The sequence below is a fragment of the Pseudomonas sp. NPDC088414 genome (assembly GCF_044753325.1).
In the GTDB taxonomy this organism is placed as follows: Bacteria; Pseudomonadota; Gammaproteobacteria; order Pseudomonadales; family Pseudomonadaceae; genus Aquipseudomonas.
On sequence record NZ_JBIVMY010000011.1, the window covers coordinates 101,913 to 118,594 of the forward strand.

Here is a 16,682-nt window from a genome sequence, read left to right on the forward strand (position 1 = left end):
CTCAGGATTTGTCCGACGCGTATTCGTAGTTGTAATAGCCGTAGCTGCCATTGCCGTAATAGCTGGCCGCGCGCTTCTCGACGCCATTGAACACCGCACCCTTGAGCTCGATGCCGTTCTGCGCGAAGCGGCGAATGGTCGCTTCAATTTCCTTGGCCGGGTTTACCGCAAACCGCGTGACGATCAGGCTGATCCCGGCTTCACGCCCGACAATCGCCGCGTCGGTCACCGCCAGCAGTGGCGGCGTATCGATGATCACCACGTCGTAGCGTTCACTGAGTTCGGCGAGCAGGTCGCGGAAGTTGGCGTGCATCAGCAGCTCGGAAGGATTCGGTGGAACCTGACCACGGCTGATGAAGTGCAGGTTGTCGATTTCCACCGTGTTGATCGCCTGCTCGATGCTGCAGCGCTTGACCAGCAGATCCGACAGGCCGTTGGCGATCGGCACGTTCAGGGTCTTGTGCAGATGGCCCTTGCGCATATCAGCGTCGATCAACAGCACGCGCTGACCGCTCTGCGCCATGACCGCGGCGAGGTTGGAGGAGACGAAGGTCTTGCCGACCTGCGGGCTGGGGCCGGAGATCATGATGCGGTTATTGGTCGAATCCAGCGCAGCAAAGTGCAGGCAGGTGCGCAGGCTGCGGATCGACTCGATGGACAAGTCGGTCGGGTTGCGCAGCGCCAGCAGATAGGCCGGTGTTTCGGCGGTGATTTTGGCCCGGCCCTTTTTCGTGTCCTCGTCACGCTGCAAGGCGCTGTAAGGAATCGACGCGTACACCGGCAGCCCGAGCTGTTCGATGGCTTCCGGGCCTTCCAGACCTTTGCTCAACGATTTGCGCAACAGCACCAGGGCCACGCCGACAAAGGCGCCGAGGAACGTTGCGATCAGCACGATCAGGGCTTTTTTCGGTTTGACCGGGCTGCTCAGGTCAACATCCGCCGGGTCGATCAAACGCACGTTGCCCACTGCACCGGCGCGAACGATGTCCAGCTCCTGGGATTTGTTCAGCAATTGCGTGTAGATCTGCGAAGCCACTTCCACATCCCGGGTCAGGTTGAGCAGCTCCTGCTGCGTGGCCGGCAGATCACCGACCTTGCCTTCCAGCGACTTCTGCTGCTGGGTCAACTCACCGATCTGCGACATCAAGGCGCGATACGCCGGATGCTGTTTGGTGAACTTGCGATCCATTTCCGCCTGCTGCATTTTCAGCTCGGAAATCCGCGTTTCCAGCGCCACGGACTGACCAAGCACCGATTGCGTTTCCAGGGAAATATTCACGGTCTTGCCGTGGGTCTGATACGCGTTGAGCGCATCGCTGGCCTTGGCCAGATCACGCTTGACCTGCGGCAACTGGCTTTGCAGGAACGCCAGGCTCTGCGCCGCTTCCGCCGAGGTGCGGCGCACGTTCTGATCGACGTAGAGCGCGGCGATCTTGTTGAGGATCTTCACCGCCTCGGCCGCATCGGCGCTGGCCAGCGCCAGTCGGATAATCCCCGACTCCTTGCCTTGCTCGGAAATATCCAGCGCATCCTGGTAACCCTGAATGGTCACGATCCGTGGATTGCGCACCACTTCAAAGCGCGTGCCTGGATTGGCTTGCAGGCGCTCGATCAAACCCTCGACGCCATCCTGGGCGAAGGCTTGGCCGGCGACGCCCTCGACCAGCAAGTTGTCGTTGTCATCGAGCAACTGAAAATGCTGTTGTTCACCAGCCACCAGCGTGAGCTTCTTGCCCAACAACTCTTTGGGCAAATTGAGCCGGGTAAATTCCAGACGCTCACCGCCCCAGGCGTAGCTGTTGAAGCCAAAACGCGGCGGCGCCACGCTGAACTCGGTTTCGCCGCGATAACGCCGGGCGAGAAAACCCCCGATCACCGGAAAGGTGTTGGGGGTGACGTCGATGTCCAGGCGCAGGTCGTCGACGGTTTTGCCGATCACCGCGCGGGACTTGATGATGCCGATTTCGGTCACCGACGGCGATTGCCCGCCGAGCATGCTGCTGAGGTCGGAAAAGCCGAGCATGTCGTTCTTTTTCGGTTCGACCTGCACCAGTGCGTTCGCCAGGTACACTGGCGTCGCCAATACCGCATAAGCAACGCCAGCGGCCATGAAGGCGCCGGTGAATGCACCGATCAACCATTTCTGGTCGATCAAACTGCCGAATATGCCGAGAAGATCAATACTGTCTTGATCGTTATCACGGTTGGCGATTACTGACGGTAACTGCATAAGTCTTTCTTACCATTCACTGATCTGAAGAATATTCATCAATGTCCGAGGCGCTGCGCCCACGAGCTAACAGCATCTTCAATCAATGCATGAGCATGAATAAAAGCGGCCTTACCTTGACGATACGGATCCTGTATTTCTCGTTCGCTCTGCCACTTGCCGAGAAGAAATACTTTGCCTCGGGCGTGCGAGGCAATCTTCAGCACCTGATTCACATGCTGTTTTTCCATCACCAGAATCAGGTCTGATTCATTGACGATATCGGCGGTCAATTGCCGGGCCCGGAAACCTTCGGCGCTGTGCCCGTGGTCTTCCAGCACCTGGCGCGCCGATGCTTCCATGCCTTCGCCAACCCGCGCAGAGAGACCTGCGGACGTCACCGAAATGGTTGAGGGGGTCAGCGCGTTACGCAGCAGAAGTTCTGCTGTCGGACTTCGGCAAATATTGCCAACGCACACGACGAGGATCTTTTTGAACAAGGTTTACATTCCTGTGTAATATCATTCTGCCAACATCTAGCGCGGATCTTAATGAACCCACTAGATCATTCTGCACTCAGAAATAGATTCGCCCTGTTAGTACCAGCGTATTAAGTACCACAGGGTCAAAAGCCGCCAAAACAGAATTACCGGACTAAAAATAACTGTGATTTTCAGGTCTGGTTTTCCTGACAAAAAATAACATTGGCGCACTTAGTGCGATTGTTAGTTTCGAAACAGTTATCTCGAGATACTTTTCGCCGTTGTCATTTCTCACCCGGAGAACCGACATGAAATCAGCCCATCTCAAACCCCTGAGCGCCCTGACCCTGTTACTGCTGGCGGCAACCGGCCAGAGTCAGGCCAATGAACTGTTCCCGGCATTACCCACCAACAAGACCATCGGGGTTCAGGTCAAAGTCCAGACCTTCTCCGCTGCCGACGCCGAGCGCGTCAAAGCCACCGGCTTCAGTTTCGTGCGTTTTGGTGTATGGACTGACAGCCTGCCCAGCGCCGCTTACCAGAAGCAGATAAGCGACGCCTTCGCCGTGGCCCGTGCAGCCGGTCTGCCGGTGTTGATGACCCTGCGCGCGACCAAGCCGTTGCCGGCCAATGATCTGGCGAACGCGGGGGTCGCGTATGCCAACGCGCTGACCAGTCTGGCAGCGACCTATGGCTCACAACTGGTGGCGATCGAGTTGTGGAATGAGCCGGACCTCGGCACCTACTGGCCGACCGGCAATTTCGACACGACGTTCGTGCCGTTCATGAGCGCAGCGTGCAAGGCCCTGCAAGACAAACCCCAGACTGTCCCGGTGATCGGTTTTGGTTTTGCCCGGCCGCCGACTGCCGGCTCGGCGTCCACCGTGGCACTCAACCGAATCGTCAGCGAATACCCCAAATGCCTCAACGCGGTTTCCTACCATCCCTACGGCATGAGCGGCACGCAGATCAGCAACGCCCAGGCGTTTATCCAGCAGAACTTCCATCTGCCGGGGGTGATCAGCGAATGGGGCATCTCGGCGCTCGCCTCCAACGGCGGGACTGAGGGTCAGGCCAGTAAAATCAGTGCATTCGTCGCCGATATCAAAACCCGCAACATTGCCCTGACCTCGATCTACGAGTGGAAAAACAGCGACACTGGCAGCAATGACCGCGAGAAGAATTTCGGTCTGTTGACCTCCGATGGCCAGCCGAAACCGGCAGAAACCGCAGTCAAAACCCAGCTGAGCCAGCAATAACCTCCATCAATGTGCTCAAGGGGCGCTGGCCGTCAGTTGCTTTGAACCTGCGGCCGATTTTGGCATCGTATTCATCGATACCGCGCCCCACCGTTCAAACAGCCGTTCTCAGGTTGTTGCCCCCGGGGAACCCGTTGCGCCTTGATGCCCTTGAGTGGCTGCCAACGCTCGGGTAATGTCGTCAAACCCACAGGACAGAGCACACCCATGACTTCCAAGCTGGAACAACTCAAACAGATGACCACCGTGGTTGCCGACACCGGCGACTTCGAAGCGATCGCCCGGGTCAAGCCGGTCGATGCCACCACCAACCCTTCCCTGCTGCTCAAGGCAGCCGCCATCCCGGGCTACGCCGAGCTGCTGAACGCCTGCGTCAGCGACTGCAAGGGCGACGTGGGTCTGGCCAGCGACCATTTCGGTGTCGCCGTGGGCCAGGAAATCCTCAAGGTGATTCCGGGCCGCATTTCCACCGAGGTGGATGCGCGCCTGTCGTTCGACCAGGACGCCGTGCTCAAGCGTGCGCATCGCCTGATCGAACTGTACGACAAGGCCGGCGTCGGTCGTGACCGCGTACTGATCAAGATCGCTTCGACCTGGGAAGGCATCCGCGCTGCCGAGATCCTCGAGAAGGAAGGCATCCAGACCAACCTGACCCTGCTGTTCTCCTTCGCTCAGGCTGCCGCATGCGCTGACGCCGGGGTGTTCCTGATTTCGCCGTTCGTGGGCCGCATCTACGACTGGTACAAGAAGGCCAACGGCAACGACTACACCGGCGCCGATGATCCGGGCGTGCAGTCGGTCACCCGCATCTACAACTACTACAAGGCCAATGACTACAAGACCGTGGTCATGGGGGCCAGCTTCCGTAATCTGAGCCAGATCGAGCAATTGGCCGGCTGCGATCGCCTGACCATCAGCCCGGACCTGATCGACAAGCTCGCGGCAGACACCGGCAAACTGGAGCGCAAACTCGCCCCGGGCCACGCCGGCGAAGCGCGCCTGAGCCTCAACGAAGCGCAATTCCGCTGGTTGTCCAACGAAGACGCGATGGCCACCGAGAAACTGGCCGAGGGCATCCGTCAATTCGCCCGTGACCAGGAGAAGCTTGAGGCGCTGTTGCAGGCCAAGCTGTGATCTGAGCGGTTGAAATGCAAAAAAGGGCGAACCCGATTGGGTTCGCCCTTTTTTGTTGGTGGTGTCCAGCGCAAATGATGGCTTATGGCAGGCGGTGTCCTTGTGGCGAGGGAGCTTGCTCCCGCTGGGCTGCGAAGCGGCCCAATTGGCTATCCGGTTTTTTCAGAAACACCGTGCCGGCAGGTTTTATGGCTGCTGCGCAGCCAAGCGGGAGCAAGCTCCCTCGCCACAGAGGCCACTCAGTGCCGCTCGAGGGCGTTCACCAGGTCATGGAAGGCTTCACGATTGGAGTCGTTCAGGCCCATGAGGATCTTGTGCGCTTCGAGCACCTTGATCCGCACCACTTCCTCGGACTGATCCTGATCCGGCAGGTCGTCCAGACACTCGGGGCACGGCACCGGGTGGTTGACGATGTTGAACACCTGCTCGAAGCCCATCGACTGCAGCAGACGGGTGATGTCTTCGTGGGTGGTGACGACGGTCGGCAGCAGGCCGACCTTCTGCCGCGACAGGATCGACAATTTGGCCAGCAGGCCGAGGGTGGTGCTGTCGATGCTACGGGTTTCGGTCAAATCGATCACGATCGCGTTGAAATTCAACGCGGTGAAGATTTTCTCAATAGTCGCATCCAACGCCGAACACAGGGTCAGGCGAACTTCACCGACGAACTTCAGGACGAAGGTGCCGTCCTGTTCGGCGAACTGGATTCTACCGGTACTCATTGAAGGTTCCTGCTCAACACCAACAGGGCGATATCATCCGGCATCTCCCCTAGCGTGGCCAATTCAAACACTTGCCGCAGACCATCCAGGCTGCCGCCCGCCGCCTTCACCCGTTGAGGCAAGGCAGCTTCTTTTTCCTTGAGCGTCGGTTCTGGCAACAGATCCAGAATGCCGTCGGACATCAGCGTCAGGCTGAACGTCGGAGGCAGCTCAAGCACGTGATCTTCGTAGGTGGCCTCATTGAACAGGCCCACCGGCAAACCGCGGCCTTCGAGGTAACGAACACTGTCAGGCGTGTACAACACAGGCAACGGCAGATGGCCGCCGATGCTATAGGTCAACAAACCGGTCTCCTCGTCGATGACTCCACCGACCATTGTGACGTGTTTGCCCAGCTTACAACTGATCAGCCCCCGGTTGATATGTCCAAGGACTTCCGAAGGCTTGAATTCCGGCAACGTGCCGTTGCGCTTGGACTCGAACAACAGGCGCGTGGTCATGAACTTCAGCAGCACGGTGACGAACGCCGAAGAGGCGCCATGGCCCGATACGTCGGCCAGGTAGAACGCCACCCGACGCTCGTCGACGCGGAAGTAGTCGACAAAATCACCCGACAGGTACAGCGACGGGATGATCTGGTGGGCAAACTGGAACTCGTCGATGCGCCACGGGCTTTCCGGCAGCATGTTCATCTGCACCTGGCGACCGGCGTTCTGGTCTTCCTGGAGCAGGTTCAGGCTGGCTTCGAGCTCGCGGTTGGCCTTCTCCAGCTTCTCGCGGTAGCGCTGGTTTTCCAGCAGCAGGCGCGCACGATCCAGCGCGCGACGCACCGAGTGCTCAAGCACGGCCAGGTCTTCGAGAGGCTTGATCAGGTAATCCGCCGCACCCAGGCGCAGCGCCTCGACCGCGTCGTTCATCACGCCGGCACCCGAAACGACGATCATCGGCGTTTGCGGTGAGCGCTCGGTGACCTGACGGATAAGTTCGAGACCGCCCATCTGCGGCATGCGCAGATCGCAGATGACCAAGTCGGGCTTGTCTTGCTCGAATACCTGAAGACCCTGTTGGCCGTTGCTGGCCTGCAGGACGCTGAAACCACTGTCTTCCAAATAGGCCGCGAGGCTCGCGCGCACTACTTCGTCATCATCGATTATCAGCAGCGTGGCACTGGTTTTTGGCATGTGGGCAAACGGCGCCAGAATTAGGTTGGCGTAGCAGGCGGGGCATCGGCCCGGCTCAGACTACTGGATTCGCTTTCTAGCCTCTCTGCTGCACCGCTTTCGAGCACTGAGCCGGAACGCGATTGCACCAGAGGTGCCCTTCTAAGGCGCAGACGGTACTCCCATCCGCGGGGCGTTTCAAGCATGCGCCGATGGTCGCTTGACGACTTTACTTGTCAAATCACCGAGAGTTATAAGAACAGCTCAAACCGTAACCCAATGGAAGGTCGAAGCCATGAGTCAAACCGGTCGGGACTACAGCGAAAAGCGTGATTTCATCCGCATGCGGGTCGATGCCGATGTGGTGTTGATTCATGAAGGCGATGAGATCGCCGGCGTGTGCATCGACCTCTCCAGCAGCGGCATGCAGGTCGAAGCGCCGCGCCAGTTCGCGGTTGGCGACCGCTTGAGCGTGCGCATCGACTCCGAGCATGCCGCATTGAGCGGGCTGGAAGCGGAGACCGAAGTGGTCTGGGTCAAAGCCCGGGACGGCGCCAGCCAGAAACTCGGTCTGACCATTCTGAAGATGAAATAAGCGCACACAAAAAAGGCGGCCTCACGGGCCGCCTTCTTGTCATCGGTCGAGATTAAAAATCGTCTTCAACCTGACCATCCTTGACCTTGAACTCGCGGTTCTGCAGGTAGGCATTGCGGATGAAGGTGTACTTGTCACCGCTGATCAGCTTCTCGCTCGACAGCAGGCTGGCGCGAGTGTCGACGATGTTCAGGCCGAACACCGAGTTACGGACAGGCACGTCGTTGATGTAGCGGTACGGGGCGGTGTAACTGTCGACGTACTTGGACGGTGCATCACGCAGGGTGCTTGGGCCGAGCAACGGCAGCATCACGTAAGGACCGCTGCTGACGCCCCAGTAACCGAGGGTCTGACCGAAGTCTTCGTCGCTGCGATTCAGGCCCATTTTGGTGCCGACATCGAAGAAGCCCAGCAGGCCGAAAGTGGTGTTGAAAATGATCCGCGCGGTATCGACACCGGCGGCTGCAGGTTTGGCCTGCAGAATGTTGTTCGCCAGATTGGTGACGTCACCGACGTTGCGGAACATGTTGTGGATGCCGTCTTCAAGGAACTGCGGCGTCACGAATTCATAGCCCTGGGCCAGCGGCTTGAGCGCGTAGGTGTCGACGAAGTCGTTGAACTGGAAGATCGGGCGGTTGACGCTTTCCCAAGGGTCTTCTTCCGTTGCGGCGTTGGCGGCGAACGGAACCAGCAAGACGCTGGCACATACACATAGCTGAGCGAGAGGATTGCTCCAGCGCATAGAAAACTCCTTGGATTTTTACTGGCGCGGGCACCCGGGCCCAAGCGTTAAGAGCGCTAGTATAAGCGCAAATGCCGTTTTGGGCAGTCCACCCGTAAAGAGTCATGCAGGACGCTTCCTACACGCTCATTCACACACCTGTCATCCAACTGTCACTGATGTCCCCTAGCCTCATGCCTATTTCAGGGACGTTGCCATGACCCACGCTGAAGCCTTGCCTGTCGCCGCGCCCGGCCTGACCGCCGTGCTGTTCGGGCTCAGTGGCTGTCTGGTGGATTTCGGTGCCCGCGCCCATCAACACGCCAGCGTGCTGCCCGAGCACGCCGACGCCACACCCGGCGCCCTCGACAGCCTGCTCAGCCTGCAGCGCCAGCAGATTCCCTGTGGGTGGATCGATGAACTGCCCCCTGCCCTCGCGCAATCTCTGGCGGCCTCGTTGCCGGGGTGGATCCAACCGACGCAATATTCAGCAACAATCAATCCGTGGCCGGCGCCGAACGCCTGTTGGCAAGCACTGATGGGGCTGAATGTCAGTCGTCTGGACGGCTGCGTGCTGGTCAGCGGCGAGCCGCGTCTGCTGCAATCGGGCCTCAACGCCGGGTTGTGGACCATTGGCCTGGCGTCCTGCGGTTCGCTGTGCGGCCTGTCGCCGAGCGAGTGGCAAGCCTTGAGCCAACAGGAACGCGAACAGCGCCGCGGCAAGGCGACCCTGCAGTTGTTTAACCTGGGCGTACATTCGGTGATCGATCATCTGGGCGAACTCGACACCTGTCTGGCCGACATCCGCCTGCGCCGTCTCAAAGGCGAGAAGCCCTGACCGGGATCATGCAGGTTGCAGCAGAGTGGATTAATCTAAAGGTCAGCCATAGACCTTTGGCGCGCGGCTGCGGTCAATGCCAGTGCCTCTAGATAAAAGGAACCCCACCATGCCCGCCCAAGAACTGCAAAAACAACTCGACACCCTGCGCGAGCAACTGGAGCAGAATCCGCCGCTGTCTGAAGCTGAGCGTGATGATCTGCATGCGCTGATGGCGCAGATCGAAACTGAAATCAAACTGGAGAGCGCCACTCAGGACGCAAGCATCGCCGATGGCGTGAACCTGGCGGTGGACCGCTTCGAACTTGAACACCCGGCTATTGCCGGCACCCTGCGCAATATCGTCAATGCGCTGGGCAGTATGGGGATCTGATTCCCCTTCCCTGAAATGCAAAAAGCCCTGCCAGCGCTGGCAGGGCTTTTTCATAGGCGCGATTTGAAACGCGATCCCTTGTAGGAGTGAGCCTGCTCGCGATAGCGGTGTATCAGTAGACATCCATGTTGAATGTCAGTCCGCAATCGCGAGCAGGCTCACTCCTACAGGGGTTATTTATTGGCGCACAAGGCGCTGGTTCGGCAGTTGCACAGTCTCAGTGCTGCGATACGGATTGATATCCAGCCCGCCACGACGCACATAGCGCGCAAACACCGTGAGCTTCTCCGGCTTCAGCAAACGCTGCAGGTCGAGGAAGATCCGCTCCACGCACTGCTCATGGAAGTCCGAGTGCTGGCGGAAACTGACGATGTATTCCAGCAGACTGGCGTGATCCAGCGCCGCGCCACGATACTCCACCACTACGCTGCCCCAGTCCGGCTGGCTGGTCACCGGGCAGTTGGATTTGAGCAGATGGCTGTGCACGCTCTCTTCAACAATCTTCGAATCATCGCAACGCAGCAGCTCCGGGCGCGGATGCTCATAGTTGCTGACGCTGATGTCCAGATCGTCGATGCACACGCCGGGCAACGCCACGACGCCTTCGGCTTCGACGTCCTTCAGGCTGCGTACCCGTACGCCAACCGGTTTGCCGGCAGCGGCCGACAGGTCCTTGACCAGCGTGGCCTCCAGGCTGGCGATGTCGGCGAACGGCGTCTGGTTCAGCGAGTTCAGGTACAGCTTGAACGACTTCGATTCGATGATGTTCGGCGAATCCGCCGGAATGCTGAACTCACCGATCGCCACCACCGGTTTGCCCGATGGCAGCAGCCACGACAGCTCGAAGCAGTTCCAGAAATCCACACCTTTATACGGCAGGGTTTCGGCGGTCAGGCCCAACTCGGCCCATTTCGCGGTGCGCGGAATCGGGAACAGCAGGGACGGCGTGTACGTGGCGATGTATTCGCTGGATTTGCCCAGCGGCGAATGTTCGGCTGCGGGATGCATGGCGGAAACCTGACTGAAGAATCAGCGGATTCTATCAGCCTTTGCACCCGCCTTTGAGTGCTTACTGACTGACAGTCAGTTTGCCGACCATGCCCGCCTGGTAGTGACCGGGAATATTGCAGGCGAATTCCAGGCTGGTGGCCTTGCTGAAGCTCCAGGTCAGTTCGGCAGTCTTGCCCGGTTCGACCAGCACGCTGTTGGGGTCGTCGTGCTTCATGCCGTGGCCCATGCTGCCGTGATCCATGCCCGCCATGTCGTGGGACATTTCTTTCATGCCGGTCGGCGTTAGCATGCCGCTTTGCTGCATTTGCAACATTTCCTGCTGGTGTCTGGCATGCATCGCGGCGTCACCGAGGTTGAATTCGTGCAGCAACTGGCCTTTATTCACCAGCACAAAGCGAACGGTCTCACCGGCCTTGACCTGAATGGCTTTCGGGTCGAACGACATGTCGTTCAGCACCACCTCGATGCTGCGGGAGGCCTTGGCCGCCGGGGCCGGTTGGCCGAAATCATACGTGTGCGCGGGCGCGGCCCAGACAGGTGAACTCAGCGCCAGCAAACAGGCGGCGACGGCCAGAGGGTTGCGCAAAAACATAGTCATACTCCAACAAGATAAGGTTCAGCCTGTGGGAAACTCTAGCCCGCCTGCGCTGGCAGCGACCTGACAGGCAGATTACAACTTTGTCAGGTTGGCGCCTGTCGCCAGCGCCCACGGTATAACGCTTTTGTTTTTATCACCGAGCCGCCCATGAAACTGCTGATCGTCGAAGACCAACCGAAAACCGGCCACTACCTGCGCCAGGGCCTGACCGAGGCCGGGTTCAACACCGAACTGGTGGCTGACGGCAACAGCGGTCAGCAACTGGCCTTGAGCGGTGATTATGCGCTGCTGATTCTCGACGTGATGCTGCCCGGGCGCAGTGGCTGGCAGATCCTGCACGCGGTGCGCAGTGCCGGCCTCGACACACCGGTGCTGTTTCTCACCGCCAAGGATGCCGTGGAGGACCGGGTGCACGGCCTCGAACTCGGCGCCGACGATTATCTGGTCAAACCGTTCGCCTTCTCCGAATTGCTGGCCCGGGTGCGCAGCCTGCTGCGCCGGGGCAGCGCCCTGCCCCAGGAAACCAGTCTGCAACTGGCCGACCTGCGCCTGGACCTGATTCGCCGCCGGGTCGAGCGCGGCGGCCAGCGCATCGACCTCACCGCCAAGGAATTCGCCCTGCTGGAAATGCTCCTGCGCCGTCAGGGTGAAGTGCTGCCGAAATCGCTGATTGCCTCGCAAGTCTGGGACATGAACTTCGACAGTGACACCAACGTGATCGAAGTGGCGATCCGGCGTCTGCGCCTGAAGATCGACGATGACTTCCCCGACAAACTGATCCACACCGTGCGCGGCATGGGTTACGTGCTTGAAGAGCGCCCGGCCTGATGGGTCGCCTGTCGCTGAGTTCCCGTCTGGCGCTGCTGTTTGCCGCCTGCACCGCTGTGGTCTCGCTGTTCGCCGGGGTGCTGTTCAGCCGCGCCAGCGAGGCGCACTTCATTGAGCTCGATCAGCAATTGCTCGACGGCAAGTTGATCGGTTTGCGCCGGGCCTTGCAGGATGTGCAACCCGCTCAGCGAGAGGCGCGGCTGGCGGATGAGCTGAGCCGTCAGGCCGACCTGGCACTGCGTATTACTGGCAGTGACGGCCAGCGCTGGTACGACAGCTCGATCAATTTGCCGCAGGATTTGCCGCAACAGCCGGGCCTGTCGACCATCAGCCATGACGGCGCCGACTACCGCGTGCTCAACGCCCCGCTCGATCCAGACCAATCCGATTCGCCGCAACTGACACTGCTGCTGGACATCACCCACCACCAGCACTTCCTGCAACGCATGCAGCATCTTATCTGGCTGACCGTCGGCCTGTCAGCGCTGGCCACCGCGCTGCTCGGCGCCTGGGCCGCACGCAGCGGTTTGCGTCCGTTGCGCCGTATGAGCGCAGTCGCCCGTGGGATTTCTGCGCATTCGCTCAACGCCCGACTGCCGCAAGCGCAAATGCCGCCGGAGCTTGCGGAAATGGCCCACAGCTTCAACGCCATGCTCGGACGCCTCGATGACTCGTTTCAACGGCTGTCGGCGTTCTCTGCCGACATCGCCCATGAACTGCGCACACCGCTGTCGAACCTGCTGACCCATACCCAAGTCACCCTCACCCGCCCACGCCCGATCGAGGATTACCGCGAAGCCCTGCACAGCAACCTCGAAGAACTGCAATGGATGGCACAACTGGTCAACGACATGCTTTATCTGGCCAAGGCTGACCATGGTTTGCTGATGCCCAAGCGCGAGGCGCTGGAGCTGGCGGATGAGAGCGATGTGTTGCTGGAGTTTTTCGCGCCATTGGCCGAGGACGCCGGGGTGACGCTGAGCCGCGAAGGTCATGCGCGCATAGAGGGCGACCGCAGCATGCTGCGCCGGGCCTTGTCGAATCTGCTGGATAACGCGCTGCGCTTTACCCCGGCGTCAGGCAGCGTGCGCGTGTCAATCGTCGATCAGCCCCAAGCAGTGCAGGTGTCGGTGGAAAACAGTGGCGAAGGCATTTCGGCTGAACTGTTGCCACGGCTGTTTGACCGGTTCTATCGGGCGGATCCGGCGCGGCAGGAAGGCAGCAGTGAGCATGCGGGGTTGGGGCTGGCGATTACCCAATCGATCGCGCGGGCGCATGGCGGGCAGATTCATTGCGAATCGGCTGCGGGGTGGACGCGGTTTGTGATCGAGTTGCCCAAGAAGGATTGAGGCCGACAGTTCCGGCCCCTTCGCGAGCAAGCTCGCTCCCACAGTGTTTTGCGTCGTTCACATAATGGTGACTCAACTCAGTACCTGTGGGAGCGGGCTTGCCCGCGATGGCGATTTCAGAGCTTACGAATATCTCAACGCGTGAGCCGGCTCGATCTTCGCCGCCCGCAACGCCGGATACACCGTCGCCAGGAAGCTCAGAATAAAGCCCGCCGAGCAGATCAACAGCACATCCCCGCCCTGCAATTCCGAAGGCAGGTTGCTGACGAAGTACACGTCGGAACTGAAGATGTGCTGCCCGGTAACGCGCTCGACCCAACCAACCATTTCGCTGACGTTCAGCGCCGCGATCACGCCGAGCACGCCGCCAATCAAGGTGCCGACAATCCCGATCACCGTACCCTGCACCATGAAGATCGCCATGATCTGCCGTGGCGTGGCGCCGATGGTGCGCAAGATCGCGATGTCCGCGCCTTTGTCGTTCACCACCATGATCAGCGTGGCGATGATGTTGAACGCCGCCACCGCGACAATCATCAGCAACAACAGGCCGATCATGGTTTTTTCCATTTTCATCGCGCTGAACAGGCTGCCCTGGGTGTGGGTCCAGTCGTCAGCTTTGAACTCGGCACCGAGGCCTGCAGCGATGTCCGAGGAGACTTTCGGCGCGGCATACAGATCCTTCACCGCCAAGCGCACACTCTGCACCTGATTCGGCTGCCAGTGCTGCATGGTCGCGGCATCGGCCACGTGGATCAGGCCCATCGAACCGTCCAGTTCGGCGCCGACCTTGAACACACCGACCACGTTCAGGCGCTGCATGCGCGGGGTGATACCACCCGGTGCGGTGCTGACTTCCGGCACGATCAGGGTGATCTTGTCGCCGACATTGAGGCGGAAGCGGCGCGCGGTGATTTCACCGATCACTACACCGAACTCGCCCGGTTTCAGGTCATCGAGACGTCCCTGCACAATGTGCTGGGCTACGATCGACACCTTGCCTTCCTGAGCCGGATCGACACCGCTGATCTGGATCGGCTGCATCAAGCCCTTGTAGGACAGCATGCCTTCCATCTCGGTGAACGGCACGGCGGCGGTCACTTCAGGATTTTTCAGCGCGGCGGCGGCTACCGGCTGCCAGTCATCGATCGGCTTGACGCCAACGATGGTCGCGTGCGGCACCATGCCGAGGATGCGCGAGCTCATTTCGCGCTGGAAGCCGTTCATCACCGACAGCACCACGATCATCGCCAGCACGCCGAGGGCGAGCCCGATCATCGAAGTCATCGAGATGAACGAAACAAAGCGATTGCGGCGCTTGGCGCGGGTATAGCGCGTGCCGATAAAGATCGATAACGGTCTGAACATTCGCTGGGGCACCGTATAAAAATAAAAGACCCGATGCCTTACACAGGCACCGGGTTTCGGTCGGTCAGATGGTGGTCAGGCAGCCTTCTTGCAACTGCAGGACGCGGTCCATCTGGCGGGCCAGGTTCATGTCGTGAGTCACCACCAGGAACGCCGTGCGCATCGAAGTGCTGAGTTCCAGCATCAAGTCCTGAATGCCTTCGGCGGTGTGCGAATCAAGGTTACCGGTTGGCTCGTCGAGCATCACCAGGCCTGGATTGTTCACCAGCGCCCGGGCGATGGCCACTCGCTGGCGCTCGCCACCGGACAGCTCGGCCGGTTTGTGCTCCAGACGATGGCCCAGACCGACACGCTCCAGCAACGCGGTAGCGCGCTGACGTGCTTCCGGGATCGCAGTCTTGCCGATCAGCAGCGGCATGCAGACGTTTTCCAGCGCGGTGAATTCCGGCAGCAAGTGGTGGAACTGGTACACGAACCCGAGAGCACGGTTACGCAGCAGGCCACGCTTCTTCTCGCTAAGGGCCGACAGTTCTTCGCCATCGAGCCAGACGCTGCCCTGGGTTGGGGTGTCGAGGCCGCCCAGCAGATTGAGCAAGGTACTTTTGCCCGAACCGGACTTGCCGACAATCGCCACTCGCTCGCCCGGGTGCAACTCCAGTTGCAGACCGGCCAGCACTTGCACCGACTCCGGGCCTTCCTCGTAGGATTTGCCCAGGTTGCGGCAGCTCAAGATTGCTTTATCACTCATGCCCGACTCACTCATAACGTAGCGCCTCCGCCGGCTGGGTGCGCGCAGCACGCCAGGCGGGATACAGGGTGGCGAGGAAACTCAGGACCAACGCAGCGGCGCAGACCATGACCACGTCCTGGCTCTGCACCTGCGATGGCAGGTAATCGATGAAATACACGTCGGCGTTGAGGAACTTGTGGCCGATCAGCCCTTCCAGGGCGGAAATCGCCGCGCTGACGTTGAGCGCGGCGAAGATCCCGACCACGGCGCCAATCGCCGTACCGACCACACCGATCACAGTGCCCTGCACCATGAACGTGCGCATGATCGTCCCCGGCGTGGCGCCGAGGGTACGCAGAATGGCGATGTCGCTCTTCTTGTCATTTACCACCATCACCAGCGTGGAAATGATGTTGAACGCAGCCACCGCGACGATCAGCAGCAACAGCAGACCGATCATGGCTTTTTCCATGCGGATCGCCTGATACAGGTTGCCGTGGGTACGGGTCCAGTCGCGGGCGTAGTAATGGTCTTCGCCCAACTGCTGGGCGATGGTCCAGGCCACGCGCGGTGCCTGGAACAGATCATCGAACTTCAACCGGATGCCCTGCACCTGATCAGGCTTCCAGCGGTGCATCTTCGCCAGATCCTGCAGGTTGGTGACGCCCAGATAGCCGTCCAGCTCACCGGCGCCAACATGGAAGATGCCGACCACGGTGAAGCGCTTCATGCGCGGAAACATCCCGGCCGGGGTCACGCTGACCTCCGGTGCGACGAAGGTGACTTTGTCACCGAGGCCCACGCCGAGCTTGGTCGCGGCCTTGTCGCCGATGACGATGCCGAAGCTGCCCGGCGTCAAATCGTCGAGTTTGCCCTGCTTCATGAAGTTGTCGATGATCGAGACATTGCGCTCGAGCGCGGGGTCGATGGCGTTGAGCAACACCTTGGACACCTGACCGTTGTTGGTCAGCAAACCCTGCATCTGGGTGAATGGCGCAACGGCCGTCACCTGCGGATTCTGCTTGACCTTGGTCGCCAGGCTTTGCCAATCGTTGATCGGTTCGCCGGTTTCAAGAGTCGCGTGGGGCACCATGCCCAGCACGCGGGTGCGCATCTCATGATCGAAGCCGTTCATCACCGAGAGCACCACGATCATCACGACCACGCCAAGGGCGAGCCCGATCATCGAAGTCAGGGAAATGAATGACACAAAATGATTGCGACGCTTTGCACGGGTATAACGCGTGCCGATAAATACGAAGAGAGGTCTGAACATGTCGGGGCTTGTTCGGAGGTAAAAGGAAT

At 60.0% G+C, this 16,682-nt stretch carries 17 protein-coding genes; 7 read left to right on the forward strand and 10 right to left on the reverse strand.

Annotated features, from left to right (window positions below; all coding sequences use genetic code 11):
- Position 1 precedes the first annotated feature (1 nt).
- Both ACIP8I_RS12840 and ACIP8I_RS12845 read right to left on the reverse strand, forming a co-directional pair.
- Positions 2 to 2,230 (reverse strand): polysaccharide biosynthesis tyrosine autokinase, encoded by a 2,229-nt coding sequence (locus tag ACIP8I_RS12840; protein WP_400761512.1) that lies wholly within the window; start codon positions 2,228 to 2,230, stop codon positions 2 to 4.
- Positions 2,231 to 2,268: 38 nt separating this feature from the next.
- Entirely contained in the window at positions 2,269 to 2,709 is a 441-nt protein-coding gene (locus ACIP8I_RS12845) for a low molecular weight protein-tyrosine-phosphatase (protein ID WP_007968224.1), read from the reverse strand.
- A gap of 290 nt (positions 2,710 to 2,999) precedes the next feature.
- Here ACIP8I_RS12845 and ACIP8I_RS12850 point away from each other — a divergent pair, with 290 nt between their 5' ends.
- Both ACIP8I_RS12850 and tal read left to right on the forward strand, forming a co-directional pair.
- Positions 3,000 to 3,950, forward strand: a complete 951-nt coding sequence (locus tag ACIP8I_RS12850) for a glycosyl hydrolase family 5 (protein WP_400761515.1) — start codon at positions 3,000 to 3,002, stop codon at positions 3,948 to 3,950.
- A gap of 207 nt (positions 3,951 to 4,157) precedes the next feature.
- The gene (gene tal, locus ACIP8I_RS12855; RefSeq protein WP_400761518.1) at positions 4,158 to 5,084 is read left to right on the forward strand and encodes a transaldolase; all 927 of its coding nucleotides are present in this window, start codon (positions 4,158 to 4,160) and stop codon (positions 5,082 to 5,084) included.
- 239 nt (positions 5,085 to 5,323) lie between these two features.
- Here tal and rssC read toward each other — a convergent pair whose 3' ends face one another.
- Together rssC and rssB are read right to left on the reverse strand one after the other, a co-directional pair.
- Positions 5,324 to 5,806: an anti-sigma factor antagonist RssC gene (gene rssC, locus ACIP8I_RS12860; protein WP_003226553.1), complete on the reverse strand. Its 483-nt coding sequence runs from the start codon at positions 5,804 to 5,806 to the stop codon at positions 5,324 to 5,326.
- Positions 5,803 to 6,987, reverse strand: coding sequence for a two-component system response regulator RssB (gene rssB, locus ACIP8I_RS12865; protein ID WP_007968217.1), 1,185 nt, complete (start codon positions 6,985 to 6,987; stop codon positions 5,803 to 5,805). The genes rssC and rssB overlap by 4 nt, the downstream gene beginning before the upstream one ends.
- Before the next feature lie 274 nt (positions 6,988 to 7,261).
- Between rssB and ACIP8I_RS12870 the strand changes: the two genes are divergently transcribed.
- The gene (locus ACIP8I_RS12870) at positions 7,262 to 7,561 is read left to right on the forward strand and encodes a PilZ domain-containing protein (RefSeq protein WP_400761521.1); all 300 of its coding nucleotides are present in this window, start codon (positions 7,262 to 7,264) and stop codon (positions 7,559 to 7,561) included.
- 52 nt (positions 7,562 to 7,613) lie between these two features.
- Here ACIP8I_RS12870 and ACIP8I_RS12875 read toward each other — a convergent pair whose 3' ends face one another.
- A complete protein-coding gene (locus tag ACIP8I_RS12875) occupies positions 7,614 to 8,303 on the reverse strand; it encodes a VacJ family lipoprotein (RefSeq protein ID WP_007968214.1) in 690 nt (229 codons plus the stop codon).
- Between the two features lie 196 nt (positions 8,304 to 8,499).
- Between ACIP8I_RS12875 and ACIP8I_RS12880 the strand changes: the two genes are divergently transcribed.
- On the forward strand, positions 8,500 to 9,120 hold the full coding sequence (locus ACIP8I_RS12880) for an HAD family phosphatase (RefSeq protein ID WP_400761523.1): 621 nt from the start codon (positions 8,500 to 8,502) through the stop codon (positions 9,118 to 9,120).
- 109 nt (positions 9,121 to 9,229) lie between these two features.
- Entirely contained in the window at positions 9,230 to 9,493 is a 264-nt protein-coding gene (locus ACIP8I_RS12885; RefSeq protein WP_367085186.1) for a DUF4404 family protein, read from the forward strand.
- A 177-nt stretch (positions 9,494 to 9,670) separates the two neighbouring features.
- Here ACIP8I_RS12885 and queF read toward each other — a convergent pair whose 3' ends face one another.
- Both queF and ACIP8I_RS12895 read right to left on the reverse strand, forming a co-directional pair.
- A complete protein-coding gene (gene queF / locus ACIP8I_RS12890; RefSeq protein ID WP_400761526.1) occupies positions 9,671 to 10,501 on the reverse strand; it encodes an NADPH-dependent 7-cyano-7-deazaguanine reductase QueF in 831 nt (276 codons plus the stop codon).
- A gap of 61 nt (positions 10,502 to 10,562) precedes the next feature.
- Complete coding sequence (locus tag ACIP8I_RS12895) at positions 10,563 to 11,096, reverse strand: plastocyanin/azurin family copper-binding protein (protein ID WP_400761529.1); 534 nt, start codon at positions 11,094 to 11,096, stop codon at positions 10,563 to 10,565.
- A 153-nt stretch (positions 11,097 to 11,249) separates the two neighbouring features.
- Here ACIP8I_RS12895 and ACIP8I_RS12900 point away from each other — a divergent pair, with 153 nt between their 5' ends.
- Both ACIP8I_RS12900 and ACIP8I_RS12905 read left to right on the forward strand, forming a co-directional pair.
- Positions 11,250 to 11,930, forward strand: coding sequence for a heavy metal response regulator transcription factor (locus ACIP8I_RS12900; RefSeq protein ID WP_329696588.1), 681 nt, complete (start codon positions 11,250 to 11,252; stop codon positions 11,928 to 11,930).
- On the forward strand, positions 11,930 to 13,279 hold the full coding sequence (locus ACIP8I_RS12905) for a heavy metal sensor histidine kinase (RefSeq protein ID WP_400761530.1): 1,350 nt from the start codon (positions 11,930 to 11,932) through the stop codon (positions 13,277 to 13,279). Before ACIP8I_RS12900 ends, ACIP8I_RS12905 begins: the two co-directional genes overlap by 1 nt.
- A gap of 123 nt (positions 13,280 to 13,402) precedes the next feature.
- On the opposite strand, the gene ACIP8I_RS12910 is transcribed toward ACIP8I_RS12905, so the two are convergent.
- The 3 genes from ACIP8I_RS12910 to ACIP8I_RS12920 form a co-directional block, all read right to left on the reverse strand.
- Positions 13,403 to 14,647: a lipoprotein-releasing ABC transporter permease subunit gene (locus ACIP8I_RS12910; RefSeq protein ID WP_041068958.1), complete on the reverse strand. Its 1,245-nt coding sequence runs from the start codon at positions 14,645 to 14,647 to the stop codon at positions 13,403 to 13,405.
- A gap of 64 nt (positions 14,648 to 14,711) precedes the next feature.
- A complete protein-coding gene (gene lolD / locus ACIP8I_RS12915; protein ID WP_400761532.1) occupies positions 14,712 to 15,395 on the reverse strand; it encodes a lipoprotein-releasing ABC transporter ATP-binding protein LolD in 684 nt (227 codons plus the stop codon).
- A 7-nt stretch (positions 15,396 to 15,402) separates the two neighbouring features.
- Complete coding sequence (locus ACIP8I_RS12920; RefSeq protein ID WP_400761535.1) at positions 15,403 to 16,653, reverse strand: lipoprotein-releasing ABC transporter permease subunit; 1,251 nt, start codon at positions 16,651 to 16,653, stop codon at positions 15,403 to 15,405.
- Between the last annotated feature and the right edge of the window lie 29 nt (positions 16,654 to 16,682).